This window comes from Streptomyces sp. NPDC059874 (genome assembly GCF_042731135.1).
Lineage (GTDB): Bacteria > Actinomycetota > Actinomycetes > Streptomycetales > Streptomycetaceae > Streptomyces.
Genome location: NZ_JBHWJY010000050.1, coordinates 36589 through 51253 on the forward strand (window position 1 = coordinate 36589; position 14665 = coordinate 51253).

Consider the following 14665-nt stretch of genomic DNA (forward strand, 5'->3'; position numbering starts at 1 on the left):
AACACCGCGACCGTGGTGACGACGAAGGCCAGATCGGCCATCGCGAGCTCCTGAGTTAAGTGGAAGAAATGAATCGGCCAGATGGCCGATGACGAGATAACCGTGTCTTCACCCGGGTGTTAAGACGCCTTGACGGGGTCCATACGGGCGCACGGGAACCTTTAACGCGGCCCTTACGGGGCGTCCCACCTGCGGGTGGTCAGACCCGGTGGGGCAGGCCTGCCGAGTCCAGGGCGGCGCCGGCCTGAGCAGCCAGCGCGACGGCCACCAGACGGGCCTCCTCGGGTGGCAGGGGGCGGCCGGGGTACCCGTCGAGGAGGTAGCGGCCGTAGTAGTGCCCGCCGCCGACGACCCGCAGTTCGGTCTCGCCGTCCGGCCAGTCGGCGTACTCCGTTCCCAGCAGCGTCCCGTACTCGAAGCGGCAGCCGCGCAGTCCCAGCAGGCCCACGAGCTCCTGGCGGACGTACTCCACCACTGCCTCCGGCGAGCGGCCGTCCTCGGCTAGGCGGGCGGTTCCCTGGAGACTCGACAGATGGGCGGTGTCCATGACCACGACCGCCTGGAGCCGGCGGGTACGGACGGCCGGCTGGGAAATTGCCGGTACGGCCTGGTCAGGAAGAAATCGAACCAGGCCGCCGCCGAGAGAGCGGCCACCGCACCGGCCGCCCGGGTGCCCGGGGCGGCGACCGCGACCACCGCGACGACCATGATCAGTGCCTCGTTCGTCGCCGAAAGGTACGTGCGGAAGGGCACGAGCGCGAGTGCCGCGAGGAAAGGGATCCCGAGGCCCGCGGCCAGGGCGGTGCGCTCGTGGAGCCGGAACGAGTACCCGGACATGTGATGCCTCCCGTCCGGACGGGCCGACTTGATTCAGAGCGCCGTTCAGAACTTCTCGGGCTTGATCAGAGCGACCACGAGGTAGCCGAGCAACGCCAGGGCGATGAGCAGTCCGACCACGTTCTCCGCGTCCATCAGCGTCTTCTCATCATGTGATCCGGTCGGGCAGGTGCCACCCAGATCAAGCGTGCCCCTTTCCGGAGCCAGGGCAACGCGCGACGGCGCCTCTTGACGGACCTCTTACGCTGCCGCGACCGGCGCATATGAATCACGTGAAGAGCGGCCGGATGGGCGTATGGAACGCGCCAAGAGTGCCGGCGCTACACCCGTACGGCTTCGACGCTGTTCTGACTTGCTCATTCGGAGGGAACGGCGACATGGCCACACACGTAGAGAAGGCGACCACGACCGCTCAGAGGTCGGGCCAGGAGGAGCCTCCCGATACCAGCGCGACCGGGGCCGGAGACCGGCACAAGCTGACCGCCCTCCAGGGCCTCGCCGCGCTGTCGCTCGATGCGATGGCGTCCGTCGCGTACGGCCCCGAGTCGATCGTGCTCGTCCTGGCCGCGGCCGGCGCCCACGGCATGGGGTTCACCCTTCCGGTCACCCTCGCCATCGCCGCGCTCCTGGCCGTGCTGGTCGCCTCGTACCGGCAGGTCATCGCCGCCTTCCCCGACGGGGGCGGCTCGTACGCGGTCGCCAAGCGGCACCTCGGACGGCGCACCAGCCTCGTCGCCGCCGCCTCGCTCATCCTCGACTACGTCCTCAACGTCGCGGTGTCCGTCACCGCCGGTGTGGCCGCGCTGACCTCGGCCTTCCCGGCTCTGCACGGGGAGCGGGTCTGGATCTGCCTCGCCGTGCTGGTCCTGGTCACCGCCGTGAACCTGCGCGGGGTCGTCGATTCCGCCAAGGCCTTCCTCGTCCCGACCGCGCTCTTCGTCGGGTCGATCCTCGCGATGATCGCCGTCGGGCTGTTCCGCGACGGACCGGTCAGCACCGCCTCCGCCGCCGGACATGCCTCCGCGGTCGGCGAGGGCGCCACCACCGTCGGCGCGCTGCTGCTGCTGAAGGCCTTCGCCGCCGGCTGCTCGGCGCTCACGGGCGTGGAAGCGGTCGCCAACGCCGTACCGTCCTTCCGGGCCCCGGCCGCCCGCCGCGCCCAGCGCACCGAGGTCGCCCTCGGCGCCCTGCTCGGCGTCATGCTGATCGGCCTGTCGATCCTCATCGGCCGTTTCCACCTCCAGCCGGTCGAGGGCGTCACCGTCCTCGCCCAGCTCGCGGACGCCTCCTTCGGCCACAACGCGGCCTTCTACGTCGTCCAGTTCGCCACCATGGTGCTGCTGGCCCTCGCCGCCAACACCTCCTTCGGCGGGCTCCCGGTGCTGATGAGCCTGCTGGCCCGCGACAACCACCTGCCGCACGTCTTCGCCCTCAAGGCAGACCGGCAGGTCCACCGCCACGGTGTGGTCTGGCTGGCGGTCGTCTCCGCCGCCCTGCTCGTCTTCTCGGGCGGTGACACCAACACCCTCGTCCCGCTCTTCGCGATCGGCGTCTTCGTCGGCTTCACCATCTGCCAGGTCGGCATGGTCCGGCACTGGTACTCCGAGCGCCCCAAGGGGTGGCAGACCAAGGCAGCCCTCAACGGCTTCGGCGCGCTCCTGACCGGTGTCTCCGCAGTGGTCGTCACCGCCACCAAGTTCACCGAGGGCGCCTGGTTGATCGTCCTGGCCCTGCCGTTGATCGTCCTCGCCTTCGAGAAGGTCCACCGCGCCTACGCCGAGATCGGCGAGCGCCTCGAACTGGGCCGCGTCCCGCAGCCGCCGCAACGGGCGCGCTCGCTCGTCGTGGTCCCCGTCTCAGGTCTGTCCCGCCTGACCTGCCAGGCCCTCACCGCCGCCCGCTCCCTCGGCGACGAAGTCCTGGCCGTCACCGTCACCCACCCCACGGCCGAGGACCGGCAGGCCGCCGAAGCCCTGCGCCGGGACTGGGAGTTGTGGAAGCCGGGGGTCGACCTGATCGAGCTCTCCTCGGAGACCCGCTCGCTCGGCCGCCCGGTGTCGGCGTACGTGCGCAAGCTCGCGCAGACCCACCCGGACGCCCAGGTCACGGTCCTCATCCCGGAGACCGAACCCGCGCACCTGTGGCAGCGGATGCTCCAGAACCAGCGCGGCTCCGTCGTGGCCCACGCCGTGCGCCGCGACACCGACGCCGTCATCTGCCGCCTCCGTTTCCGCCTCACGGCGGAGGCCGAGCCGGCGGTCCTTGACGCCGCCTTCACGCAGTCCTGACGGTTTCGTTCCGCTTGCCGTCAAGAGGGCACAAATTACCTGTCCGGTACGGCCGATGAGGGCCCCAGGACCGGTAAGTTCCTGCCCGTTCCACCGCCGGGGATCCCAACGTCACGCGACGAGCCGGAGGGGGTCCCACAAGGGACGGATCCCCGGCGGTGCACCCCTCGTTCCGGCTGCGCCGATTCGACCCGAAGGTCTCTCCATGTCTCCCGCCGCCACCCGGCAGGTACCTCCCGTCACGTCCCCCTCGCGGGCTCCCCACAACAGGCCGCCCAGAAGGCGCCCAGGCCGAGGGCCCCTGCTGGAGTCGATACGGCCGGGGGCCTCCTTCCGTGAGGCCCTACGCAAGCTCGAACCCCGTGAACTGATCCGCAAGCCAGTGCTGTTCGTGGTCGCGGTCGGCTCCGTTCTGACCACGCTCTCGGCGCTCATCCACCCTTCGGTCTTCACATGGGTGATCAGTGTCTGGCTCTGGCTGACGGTGATCTTCGCCAACTTTGCCGAGGCCGTCGCCGAGGGGAGGGGTCGGGCCCAGGCCGCTTCGCTGCGCAAGGCGCGTACGGACACTGTCGCGCTACGGCTGCGGCACTGGACGTACGGCATGAACCTGCGGCACGCCGAGACGGAGGCCGTCGCCCCGAGCGAGCTTCAGCCCCTGGACGTCGTGCTGGTGGAGGCGGGCGAACTGATCCCGGCCGACGGCGACGTCATCGACGGTGCCGCGGCCGTCGACGAATCCGCCGTCACCGGCGAATCGGCGGCAGTGATCCGAGAAGCCGGCGGCGATCGCAGCGGGGTCACGGGCGGTACGACCGTACTGTCCGACTCGATCGTCGTACGCGTCAGCTCACGCCCGGGGCACAGCTTCATGGACCGCATGATCGCCCTGGTCGAAGGCGCGTCCCGGCAGAAGACCCCGAACGAGATCGCGCTCAACATCCTGCTGGCCGCTCTCACCGTCATCTTCATCCTGGTCGTCGTCTCGCTCCAGCCGATGGCCGACTACGCGGGCGCCGCCCAGACCACCACCGTCCTCGTGGCCCTACTCGTCACGCTGATCCCCACGACCATCGGTGCGCTGCTCTCCGCGATCGGCATCGCGGGCATGGACCGCCTCGTCCAGCGCAACGTCGTCGCGATGAGCGGGCGCGCGGTCGAGGCCGCCGGTGACGTGAACACCCTGCTGCTGGACAAGACCGGCACCATCACCCACGGGAACCGCGAGGCGGCCGCCTTCATCCCGCTCCCCGGCATCGACCACATCAAGCTGGCGGACGCGGCCCAATTGGCCTCCCTGTCCGACGAGACCCCCGAGGGCCGGTCCGTCGTCGCCCTGGCCCAGCAGTACGGGCTGCAGGCAGCGGCCGAGGAGGACCTGAGCAACCCGCGCTTCCAGGCGTTCAGCGCCCGTACGCGCATGAGCGGAATCAACCTGAGCTGGCCCAACGGGGCCGGCTGCGCCATTCGCAAGGGCGCCGTGCCCCAGGTGTCCGAGTGGGTGACGCTGCGGGGCGGGACCGTACCGCCGGAGGCCGTCGCATGGTCGGCCGCCGTGTCCGACTCCGGCGGCACCCCCCTGCTCGTGGCGGTCCACGACTGGGACGGACCTCGGGTCCTTGGGATCATCCACCTCAAGGACGTGGTCAAGGACGGCATCCGTGAGCGCTTCGCGGAGCTGCGCAGCATGGGGATCCGTACGGTCATGGTGACCGGCGACAACGAGCTGACGGCCCGCGCGATCGCCGCCGAGGCCGGCGTAGACGAGTACCTCGCCGAGGCCACGCCCGAGGACAAGCTCGCCCTCATCAAGCGGGAGCAGGCGGGCGGCAAACTCGTCGCGATGACGGGCGACGGCACCAACGACGCCCCCGCGCTGGCCCAAGCAGATGTGGGCGTCGCGATGAACACAGGCACCTCGGCCGCCAAGGAGGCCGGGAACATGGTCGACCTCGACTCCAACCCCACCAAACTCATCGACATCGTCGAGATCGGCAAACAACTCCTCATCACCCGGGGCGCCCTGACCACCTTCTCGATCACGAACGACGTCGCGAAGTACTTCGCGATCATCCCCGCCATGTTCACCGCGGCCCACCCGGGCCTGGAAGCCCTCAACATCATGGGCCTGAGCAGCCCGTTGTCCGCCATCACCTCGGCGATCATCTTCAACGCCCTGATCATCATCGCGTTGATCCCGCTCGCCCTGCGCGGCGTCCGCTACCGCCCCGCCTCCGCCCACGACTTGCTGCGCCGCAACCTCGCCGTCTACGGCCTCGGCGGACTCGTCCTGCCGTTCGTCGGCATCAAGATCATCGACCTGGTGGTGTCCACGATCCCCGGGCTCGGTTGAAGGCCGCCAAAACCGCATCAGAAGGTCGTCGGAGCGCTTGAGCCGTGATCCGCGGGCCAGTTGGATGGATGGCATGAACATCGGTCAGCGCCACGACGACCGGCCGCCGCATCAGGTGCGGCCGGGCACGCGCTCTGTTCACTTCCGTCGGCTCAGCGCCCGTTGACCCCGGCGGCAGGAGCCTTCGGCCCTGCCGCTGCCAACCGCGCAACTGCAGGCGCACCCACCCCTTACGCGATACGGAATCACACCTCACCGCAAGGCTGCGCTCCCGGCTTCCTCGGCCGTCCGCTGCCGTGCCTATCCACTGGAACCACTCATGTCTTCGTTCCTGTCCGGCCGGACCATCATGGTCACCGGTGCCACCTCCGGCATCGGCTACGAGACCGCCCGCCTGCTCGCCGAGTCCGGTGCCACCGTCCTTCTCCACGGCCGGACACCGGAGGAGGCCCGAGCAGCCGTCAAGCGACTCCTCGCCACCGCCGACATCGACGCGGAACTCCTGCGCCCGTGCGCGGCGGACTTCGCACGGCTCGACGAGGTGGAGCGGCTCGCCAACCGGGTCATCACCGGGCACCCCTACCTCGACGCCCTGGTCAACAATGCCGCTGTCGCCGCCCCCGAGCGGCACACGCTCACCCCGACGGCAACGAGCTCGCCTTCCAGGTCAACTTCCCAGCCCACTACCTGCTGACGCATCTCCTGGAGCCGGCGCTCACGACCGACCCGGGCGGACGCGTCGTGAACGTCTCCTCCTCGATGCACCGCACCGCGTCGATCAGGTGGAACGACCCTAACCGCACACGCCGTTACTCGCGCTCGCGGCGTACGCGCAGTCGCAGCTCGCGTTCACCGTGTTCACCGGGGCCGTGCCCTCTCGCCGGCCTGCACCTACTTCCTCGGCAGCCGCTACGAGGACGTCGCAGCCCTGGCCGACCCCGGACACCGCCGGCAACACCTCGCCCTCGCCTGCGTCACCGCCCTGTGCCAGGACATCGCCGCCCGCGGCCGCACGGCGAGCTGGACCTGCTCCCGCGACAACCGCCCCAGCCGCCTCCTGGCCTGGTCGGCCGGGTGTCGCCTGACCCGCGAGTACCTCCACTACGCGACGGGCCCCGCTCGCCGCCTGGCGGTACCGGGGGCAGAGGCGGCCTGACCCGTCCCGCCGGAGCCGGCAGCAGACCACGCCGGCACGGCGACAGGGGCGGCCGGTAGTAAGGGCACGGCGGTGCGCGCTGACAGGCGGCGCGCTCCGCTGTCAGCGCTTTGTCGATGGTCTGTCAGCGTGCCCGGGCATCGTCGTGATCATCGAGAACGACGACATCCGATCAGGAGAAACGCATGAACGCCGACAGCAACGCGAAGCCCCAGGCCGAGAACTCCCGGACCGAGCTCGCCGAGTTCGTCGAGCAGGCCGCCACGAAGTTCGGCATTCCGGGCGCCACCGTCGGTGTGTGGGCGGACGGCCGCGAGACCTACGCGAGTCACGGCGTCACCAGCCTCGACAACCCGCTGCCCGTCGACGAGCACACTCTGTTCCAGCTGGGCTCCGTGACGAAGACCTTCACCGCGGTGGCGCTGATTCGGCTGGTCGCCGACGGGCGCATCGAACTGGACGCGCCGGTGCGCCGGTACGTTCCCGAGCTCGTCCTCGCGGATGAGAAGACCGCGGACACGATCACCGTGATGAACCTGCTCAATCACACCTCGGGCCTGGGCTGGAACATCATCGTCGACACCGGCGACGGTGACGACGCCCTGGCCGCCTTCGTGGCGAAGACGGCCGAGCTGGAGCTCATCGGCGAGCCCGGTGCCCGGGCCTCGTACAGCCAGGCCGCATACAACCTGCTCGGGCGCATCCTGGAGAACGTCACGGGGCAGACGTACGAGAAGGCCATCTCCTCGCTCCTGTTCGAGCCGCTGGGACTGTCGAACAGCTTCTTCGGTACCGCCGACGTCATGACCCGCCGGTTCGCGGTGGGCCACAACGCGGACGAGGACGGCAACATCGCCGTCGCGAAGGAGTGGCGGATCACCCGGGGCAACAACCCCGGAGGGGGCCTCGCGTCCTCGGCGGCGGACGTCCTCGCCTGGGCGAGGTTCCAGCTCGCCGACGGTGGCACGGAGAACGCGGAGCAGCTCCTGCCGGCCGAGCTGCTGCACCGGATGCGGGAGCAGACGGTCGAGCTGCGCGGCAGCAACCTCGGCGACGGCTTCGGCATCTGCTGGTTCCTGCGCGAGGTGGACGGCGTACGGACGATCGGACACGGCGGTTCGGCCAACGGCCAGTTCGCCGAGCTGCTGATCGTGCCCGAGCGGAACTTCGCCGTGGTGGCCGTGTCCAACTCCGGGCCGAGCGGCATCCCCTTCAACCAGAGTGCCGTCCGCTGGGCCCTGGAGCACTACCTCGGTGTCGTGGACAAGGACCCGGAGCCCCTGCCGTACGACGAGGCGCGGGCCCGGGAGGTCGCCGGGGCCTACGAGAACGATGTCATGACGCTCACCGTCGCCATCGACGGGGCGGCGCTGACCATCGCGGTCACGATCAAGCCGGAGATCCGCGAGGCGGCCGACTTCGAGATGCCCGCGGACTACGAGCCGGCCGCCATGGGCCTGCTGCCCGGCGCCGACGACGAGTTCATCGTCACCGCCGGCGGACTGCAGGGGCAGCGCGGCTTCTTCACCCGGGACGCGAGCGGTGCCGTCGTCGGCATCGACCTCGGGGGCCGCCTCTTCAACCGGGTCCCCACCGCCTCTGCGTGACCAACGCGCACACGATGTCCTCGCCGCTCCTCCGGGGTGACGAGGACATCGTCATAGTCCTGCTTTCCCACGGCCGGCGACGGACGGACACCGGTCACTCCAAACCGGACACCTTGAAGACGGTGTGTGCCGCCTCGCGGTCGATGCGCCTCGCCAGCCGGCGCAGGGCGGTCGTGCCGCACAGCAGCGTTCCGCACTCGATGGAGGTGCGGGTGTCCATGTCGAGGCGTCGCCACATGTCGGGATTGCGGATGAGGACGGCCGGGTCGATTTCGACCCGGTTCCCATCCGTGTCCCGGAGGATCATCCGCTGAGACACCCCGTCGAACCACCGGATCGAGACGAGGGAGTCGGTGCGGACACTGCGCTCCACGAACAATCCGCGGGCACTCAGCAGACCGGGCCGGGTGGAGACCCGGAGCGGCAGCACGATCACGAAGACGAGGACGGCCAGGCCGGTCCAGAGGGCGCCGCGGGTCACATCGAGCCGGCCGCGCACCCTGATGGACTGTTGACGCCGTGGCGACGGCATCTTGACGGGGTCCGGTCCTCTTCGGTGTGCCGCAGCCGGAGGCAGGCGACGAGGGGTGGACCCGTCGCGAGCGGGCTGCGAGCCGCGCGTGACGTATGGGGGTCGTCAAGGTCGTGCCCCTTGCCGTATGGACGTCGTCAAGGCGTGCCGAGGTGGCCGGGAATCCGCTGTTTCATCGAGAGACCGTTCGACCGGTCCCGGTCGCTCCCCATGACGTACGTACGACAGGAAGGCGGCACGCCGATGACCCGGGTACTGGTGGTGGATGACGAACCGCAGCTGGTGCGGTCTCTGGTCATCAGTCTGAAGGCGCGGAAGTACGACGTGGCCTCCTCGCCGGACGGGGGCACGGCCCTGGAGGCTGCTGCGGGACGGCGTCCGGACGTGGTGCTGCTCGACCTGGGCCTGCCGGACATGGACGGTATCGATGTGATCAAGCGCCTGCGCGGATGGTCGCAGGTGCCCATCCTGGTGCTCTCCGCCCGCCACGACTCCGAGGAGAAGGTCCAGGCACTGGACGCGGGCGCCGACGACTACATCACCAAGCCGTTCAGCATGGACGAGCTGCTGGCCCGGCTGGGAGCCGTCACCCGCCGCGGTTTGGCGCACGACTCGGTCGGCCCGGACGAAGCGGTCGTGGAGACCGAGGAGTTCACCGTCGACCTGCTCGCGAGGAAGGCCAGGCGCGGAGGCAACAACATCAGGCTCACGCCGACGGAATGGCATCTGCTGGAGGTCCTCATCCGCAACAAGGGCCGGCTCGTCAGCCGGCGACGTCTGCTCCAGGAGGTATGGGGCTCCTCCAGCAGATCGCAGACCAACTACCTGCGGGTGTACATGGCTCACCTGCGTCGGAAGCTGGAAGCGGACCCGTCGCACCCGCGCCATCTGATCACGGTCTCCGGCTTGGGTTACCGCTTCGAGGCGTGAGTGAGGCCAAGCCGACGGGCCCCGTCAAGGACCCGTCAATTCCGCGCCTCCCGCGTATGGATGCCGTCAACGTACCTGGTGGGTCGAACTGTTGAGCCGGATGCTGGCGTGCACGCAGGGCCGTACGAACGGCCCGGGTGTGAGCTGGAGGGCGAGTGACGATCACCGCCGGTACCGAGCACGGCCAGGGGGCAGGGGCATCGGGAACTGTCGCCGAAACCCCGATACCCGACGTTCCGAGCTGGATGCTCCCCGGATCACGGGACGGGGAGGAACCGCAAGGACGGCAGCCTTGGCGTACTCGCCACGTCGCCGATCGGGCGGCCCGCCTGATCGCCGACCGCTACTGGACCACCTTGCCAGGCCGGCTGCGCCTCGCCCGCGCGACGTGTGGCCTCCTCGCGGCCGGTCTATTGATCCTGCTCGTGGTCGCGGCGACGGGGGCGAGCACCACCTGGGACGAGACGGCCCACCGCGACGCGCCCCGCACCATCTCCGCCACCCAGCTGAACCTGGCACTCAACGACATGGACGCACAGACCGCCAACATCCTCCTCTCCAGCGGCGAATCAGGAACAGCGAAGGGGCGTCTGGAAGAGTCGTACGCGAAGGCCGCCGGCTTCTACCGGGATGCCCAGCAGACCATCAGCCGCTCCCTGCGCGCACTCGCCGCGGCCTCGGAGGGCGACCCGGCCACCGAGGCGACCGTTGTGACGCTCACCGACGACTTCGCGCACTACCAGGAACTGATCGGGCGGGCACTGGAGAACGACAGCCGCGTCGGCGGTAAGGACGCCGCCCGCGAGGACTACCGGACCGCGACCGACCTCCTCACCGACCGGCTGCTGCCGGAGGCCCGCAGGCTTGTTGATGCCAACAACGCCGTCTACGAGCGGCAGTACGACGCGGCGCGGGGCGACATCGAAGTGCAGCGAACCACGGAAGCGGTCCTCGGGATGCTGCTGATCGCCGCGCTCGTACTGCTCCAGGTCCACCTCGCCCGCCGCTTCCACCGGGTCTTCAACCCAGGACTGATCGCCGCCACCCTCTGTGCCGTGGTCGCGGTGGTGTGCGGTGCGCAACTGTTCACGATCACTTACGACCGGATGAAGGTGGCCCGCCGGGACTCCTTCGACTCCGTCATCGCACTGTCACGGTCGAAGGCGATCGGCTATGACGCCAACGCGGACGAGAGCCGCTACCTCCTGGACCCCGACCGGCGCACGACGTACGAGCGGTCCTTCCTCGACAAGTCGCACCAGCTGTACGGGATCCCGGGCGCCGGGCTCGACACCTACGACGGGAAGCTCGACGAGACCTGGTCCGCGTACCGAAAGGACCGCAACGACAAGCGGTTCACCGGCGAGTACCGGCGCGAACTGGACAACATCACCTTCGTGGGGGAGCGGGAAGGGGCCGAGAAGACTGTCGAGGCCTACTCCGTCTACCAGCGCGACGACCGGACCGTCCGGCGGCTGGTGGCCGAGGGGAAGCAGCAGGAGGCCACTGTCTTCTGCATCGGCTGGGCAGCGGACACATCCAACTCACACTTCGGGAAATGGATGAAGGCCCTGGACGAGGTGACCGCCATCAACCAGCGGCACTTCGACCTCGCCGTCCGCGACGGCCGCGGGGCATTGACCACACAGGCCCCGATGGCCGGCGCCGCGTTGCCGCTCGCGGCCGGGCTGACCGTGCTCGGGCTGCGCCGCCGACTGGCTGAATTCCGGTGAGGGCGGCCCTCATCCAGGTAGGTCCAGGCCTCGGTCGTACAGGACTTGCGCCGCTCCTCAGCTCAAGACTCCCGACGTTCGACCTAAACGATCCAGGGCTCCTGCCCGCGAATCTCTTCCCTGCATTGGATACGTTTTCTCGTGGGATGACCGTCAGAACGAGGGGGGACTGTCATGGCGCAGCACTTGGGGCCGCTGGAGTGGGTCGGGGGCCGGTGGGTGATCGGGGACTCGACCCGGGAGTCGGGCCTGTCCATCGCACTCACGCCTGAGGGCTTGGAGCACCGCCGACGTGGGGAGACGGCGCCCCTGGTCACCGTCGAGTGGGGGCAATTCGTAACCCTGGGGGTGAATGTCGCCTACCGAAACTGGCAGACCAGCCGTGCCGCGGGCTTCGTCGCCGCTTTCAGGAACGTCGACTGGGGCCGTGACGGATGCTCCCTGCAGGGCAACCTGCTCCATCCGTACGAGCACTGGTCCGCGCGGTACACGCATCACGCACGCCGGTACGGAGCCGGCCACGTCATCGTCCTCCAGGCGCTATTCGACCAGCTCAGCGACGCGAGGGCGCTGGACAGGCTCGGCGATCCCGAATGGCTGGGCGCGGCCGTCACAGAGCTGTCGTCATACACCTCGTGGTACGCACCCAGGGGCAACCGCTTGGTGAAGGCGACCATCCGAACTCTCGGCGTCTGAGCGGGCACCCAGCCCTTCCCGGTTGTCCTGCTGGTGTCGGCCGGGCAGCCGCAGTCGGTGCGCCGACGACATGGTGGGTGTATTCGATCTCGGGACGGAAGCCCGCCGCGAGCAGGCGGCCAGGCCGGTTGTCCTCGCGGCGAGCTACGTCGAGGCACCCGGCTGTAACAGGAGTGCGTCTGCTACGCCACAAGTGGCGCTGTCCGCGTTAAGGACGCGTCAGGGTTTGCTCGCTCGCGTGCATAAGTGATCGGGCTGCGTACGCTGGCTCAGCCGTCGATGTCGATGGCTGATTCTCTGCCGTACGACAGGAGCCCCCACGATGGCCACCCCTGCCCGCTCCGCGCGCCTGCGCGCGTGGATGCTGGAAGGCTTGACCGCCCAGACGAGTTCGCCCGCCGCCAAGGAGGCGGCGGCCCAGCCCCATGGCCGGCCGTGGTGGCGGGTCATGTGCCTGACGGGTCTGGACTACTTCTCGACCCTCGGCTACCAGCCCGGCATCGCGTTCCTCGCGGCCGGTCTGCTGTCGCCGCTGGCGACCATCGTGCTCGTCCTGCTGACCCTCTTCGGAGCGCTGCCCGTCTACCGGCGGGTGGCCGAGGAAAGCCCGCACGGCGAAGGCTCCATCGCCATGCTGGAGAAGCTGCTGTCGTTCTGGAAGGGCAAGCTGTTCGTCCTGACCCTGCTCGGGTTCGCGGCGACCGACTTCCTCATCACCATCACCCTGTCGGCGGCGGACGCCACCGCGCACCTGGTGGAGAACCCGCACCTCACCAGTACCCTGCACGGCCACGAGGTGCTGATCACCCTGATCATGATCGCGCTCCTCGGAGCGGTGTTCCTCAAGGGGTTCAGCGAGGCCATCGGAGTCGCGGTGGTCCTGGTGGCCACGTATCTCGGTCTGAACGTCGTCGTCGTGGCGGTCGGCCTGTGGAACGTGTTCACCGACCCGCAGGTCATCACCGACTGGACCACCGCGCTGACCGCCGAGCACGGCAACCCGTTCATGATGATCGCCATCGCGCTCGTCGTGTTCCCCAAGCTCGCGCTGGGCCTGTCCGGGTTCGAGACCGGTGTGGCGGTCATGCCCCACGTCCAGGGTGACCCCGACGACACCGAGGACAAGCCGGCAGGCCGGATCCGCGGCGCGAAGAAGCTGCTCACCACGGCCGCCGTGATCATGAGCATCTTCCTGATCTGCTCCAGCCTCATTACCGCCCTGCTGATCCCGGCCGCCCAGTTCGAGCCGGGCGGCGAGGCCAACGGCCGCGCCCTCGCCTACCTGGCACACGAGTACCTGGGCTCCGCCTTCGGCACGGTCTACGACATCTCCACCATCCTCATCCTCTGGTTCGCCGGTGCCTCCGCGATGGCCGGTCTGCTGAACCTGATGCCGCGCTACCTGCCCCGCTACGGCATGGCCCCGCACTGGGCGCGCGCTCTGCGCCCCATGGTCATCGTGTTCACCCTCGTCGCGTTCCTCGTGACCTGGATCTTCAACGCCGACGTCGACGCCCAGGGCGGCGCGTACGCCACCGGCGTCCTCGTCCTGATCACCTCGGCCGCCGTCGCCGTGACCATCGCCGCCCGCCGGGCGGGGGAGCGCGGCTGGACGATCGCATTCGGCGTGATCTCGGCCGTCTTCATCTACACCACGGCCGTCAACGTCGTCGAGCGGCCGGACGGCGTGAAGATCGGTGCCTGCTTCATCGGCGGCATCATGGCGCTCTCCCTCCTCTCCCGGCTCGCCCGGGTCTTCGAGCTGCGCGTCACGGACATCGAGTTCGACGACATGGCTCAGCGGTTCATCCGCGACACCGCCAACCGCACGATCCGCTTCATCGCCAACGAGCCGGACAAGCGCGACCTCGACGAGTACCGGGAGAAGAAGGCGCAGATCCGCGCGGACAACGACATCCCGGCCGAGGACGACGTCATGTTCGTCGAGGTCACGGTCCTGGACGCCTCCGAGTTCGAATCCGGCATGCGCGTACGCGGCGAAGTCCTCCACGACCGCTACCGGGTCCTGACCCTGGAGAGCTCCTCCATCCCCAACGCCCTGGCCGCGCTCCTCCTCCACGTCCGCGACGAGACCGGCCAGCGCCCCCACATCTACTTCGAGTGGACCGAGGGCAACCCGATGGCCAACTTCCTGCGCTTCTTCCTCTTCGGCCAGGGCGAGGTCGCCCCCGTCACCCGCGAGGTCATCCGCGAAGCCGAACCCGACCGCAGCCGGCGCCCCCACGTCCACGCCGGCTGACCCATTCGCATCAAGAAGCCGACAGGAATCCCGCTGGACCCTCGCCATGGCGAAGGCCCAGCGGGATTCTCACTATGACCACTCGCTCGCGCCCCGACCGCGGAATGCGCCGGACCGTCCTCCTTCTCGGGGCGGCCGGCCTGGCCCTCATCGCCGCCGGTGCGGTCCTTGATGCCCTGTGGCTGCTAGGCATCGGGGTCTGGGGTGTCATCGCCGCGATGGTGATCGAGCTCGTCTACCGGCCCTTGTGCCGCTGGAGGGCGGCCACAGTAG

11 protein-coding genes and 2 pseudogenes are annotated in these 14665 nt (G+C 69.2%); 9 read left to right on the top strand and 4 right to left on the bottom strand.

What is annotated here, in order from left to right; translation table 11 throughout:
* Nucleotides 1–199: 199 nt before the first annotated feature.
* Genes ACFV9H_RS26100 through kdpF form a run of 3 tightly spaced genes read right to left on the bottom strand, consistent with a single transcriptional unit; the run spans nt 200 to nt 972 of the window.
* A complete protein-coding gene (locus ACFV9H_RS26100) occupies nt 200–547 on the bottom strand; it encodes a hypothetical protein (RefSeq protein WP_385402518.1) in 348 nt (115 codons plus the stop codon).
* Nucleotides 502–837 (bottom strand): DUF4118 domain-containing protein, encoded by a 336-nt coding sequence (locus ACFV9H_RS26105; RefSeq protein ID WP_385402521.1) that lies wholly within the window; start codon nt 835–837, stop codon nt 502–504. The genes ACFV9H_RS26100 and ACFV9H_RS26105 overlap by 46 nt, the downstream gene beginning before the upstream one ends.
* Nucleotides 838–882: 45 nt before the next feature.
* Nucleotides 883–972, bottom strand: a complete 90-nt coding sequence (gene kdpF / locus ACFV9H_RS26110; RefSeq protein WP_327301315.1) for a K(+)-transporting ATPase subunit F — start codon at nt 970–972, stop codon at nt 883–885.
* Nucleotides 973–1214: 242 nt separating this feature from the next.
* Between kdpF and ACFV9H_RS26115 the strand changes: the two genes are divergently transcribed.
* From ACFV9H_RS26115 to ACFV9H_RS26135, 5 genes and pseudogenes are all read left to right on the top strand, one after another.
* Nucleotides 1215–3125 carry an APC family permease gene (locus ACFV9H_RS26115; protein ID WP_385402524.1) on the top strand — a complete coding sequence of 637 codons (1911 nt, stop codon included), beginning with the start codon at nt 1215–1217 and terminating at the stop codon, nt 3123–3125.
* Between the two features lie 205 nt (nt 3126–3330).
* The gene (gene kdpB, locus ACFV9H_RS26120) at nt 3331–5478 is read left to right on the top strand and encodes a potassium-transporting ATPase subunit KdpB (protein WP_385402526.1); all 2148 of its coding nucleotides are present in this window, start codon (nt 3331–3333) and stop codon (nt 5476–5478) included.
* A 319-nt stretch (nt 5479–5797) separates the two neighbouring features.
* Nucleotides 5798–6338 (top strand): annotated as a pseudogene (locus ACFV9H_RS26125) (SDR family NAD(P)-dependent oxidoreductase); the annotation flags it as partial.
* Nucleotides 6339–6394: 56 nt separating this feature from the next.
* Nucleotides 6395–6634: pseudogene (locus ACFV9H_RS26130) on the top strand (GNAT family N-acetyltransferase); the annotation flags it as partial.
* A 185-nt stretch (nt 6635–6819) separates the two neighbouring features.
* The gene (locus ACFV9H_RS26135; RefSeq protein ID WP_385402529.1) at nt 6820–8241 is read left to right on the top strand and encodes a serine hydrolase domain-containing protein; all 1422 of its coding nucleotides are present in this window, start codon (nt 6820–6822) and stop codon (nt 8239–8241) included.
* Nucleotides 8242–8335: 94 nt separating this feature from the next.
* Here ACFV9H_RS26135 and ACFV9H_RS26140 read toward each other — a convergent pair whose 3' ends face one another.
* Entirely contained in the window at nt 8336–8740 is a 405-nt protein-coding gene (locus ACFV9H_RS26140) for a hypothetical protein (protein WP_385402531.1), read from the bottom strand.
* A gap of 276 nt (nt 8741–9016) precedes the next feature.
* Between ACFV9H_RS26140 and ACFV9H_RS26145 the strand changes: the two genes are divergently transcribed.
* The 4 genes from ACFV9H_RS26145 to ACFV9H_RS26160 all read left to right on the top strand — a co-directional run bounded on the left by ACFV9H_RS26145 (nt 9017) and on the right by ACFV9H_RS26160 (nt 14392).
* Nucleotides 9017–9703 carry a response regulator gene (locus ACFV9H_RS26145; RefSeq protein ID WP_385402571.1) on the top strand — a complete coding sequence of 229 codons (687 nt, stop codon included), beginning with the start codon at nt 9017–9019 and terminating at the stop codon, nt 9701–9703.
* A 155-nt stretch (nt 9704–9858) separates the two neighbouring features.
* The gene (locus tag ACFV9H_RS26150; RefSeq protein ID WP_385402533.1) at nt 9859–11436 is read left to right on the top strand and encodes a hypothetical protein; all 1578 of its coding nucleotides are present in this window, start codon (nt 9859–9861) and stop codon (nt 11434–11436) included.
* Between the two features lie 174 nt (nt 11437–11610).
* Nucleotides 11611–12132, top strand: coding sequence for a hypothetical protein (locus ACFV9H_RS26155; protein WP_385402535.1), 522 nt, complete (start codon nt 11611–11613; stop codon nt 12130–12132).
* Between the two features lie 322 nt (nt 12133–12454).
* On the top strand, nt 12455–14392 hold the full coding sequence (locus ACFV9H_RS26160; protein WP_385402537.1) for an amino acid transporter: 1938 nt from the start codon (nt 12455–12457) through the stop codon (nt 14390–14392).
* Nucleotides 14393–14665: the final 273 nt, after the last annotated feature.

Coding starts and splice junctions, on each gene's coding strand:
- ACFV9H_RS26115 (WP_385402524.1), top strand. CDS start 1,215: ATGGCCACACACGTAGAGAAGGCGACCACGACCGCTCAGAGGTCGGGC.
- ACFV9H_RS26105 (WP_385402521.1), bottom strand. CDS start 837: ATGTCCGGGTACTCGTTCCGGCTCCACGAGCGCACCGCCCTGGCCGCG.
- ACFV9H_RS26160 (WP_385402537.1), top strand. CDS start 12,455: ATGGCCACCCCTGCCCGCTCCGCGCGCCTGCGCGCGTGGATGCTGGAA.
- ACFV9H_RS26100 (WP_385402518.1), bottom strand. CDS start 547: ATGGACACCGCCCATCTGTCGAGTCTCCAGGGAACCGCCCGCCTAGCC.
- ACFV9H_RS26145 (WP_385402571.1), top strand. CDS start 9,017: ATGACCCGGGTACTGGTGGTGGATGACGAACCGCAGCTGGTGCGGTCT.
- kdpF (WP_327301315.1), bottom strand. CDS start 972: ATGGACGCGGAGAACGTGGTCGGACTGCTCATCGCCCTGGCGTTGCTC.
- ACFV9H_RS26135 (WP_385402529.1), top strand. CDS start 6,820: ATGAACGCCGACAGCAACGCGAAGCCCCAGGCCGAGAACTCCCGGACC.
- ACFV9H_RS26155 (WP_385402535.1), top strand. CDS start 11,611: ATGGCGCAGCACTTGGGGCCGCTGGAGTGGGTCGGGGGCCGGTGGGTG.
- kdpB (WP_385402526.1), top strand. CDS start 3,331: ATGTCTCCCGCCGCCACCCGGCAGGTACCTCCCGTCACGTCCCCCTCG.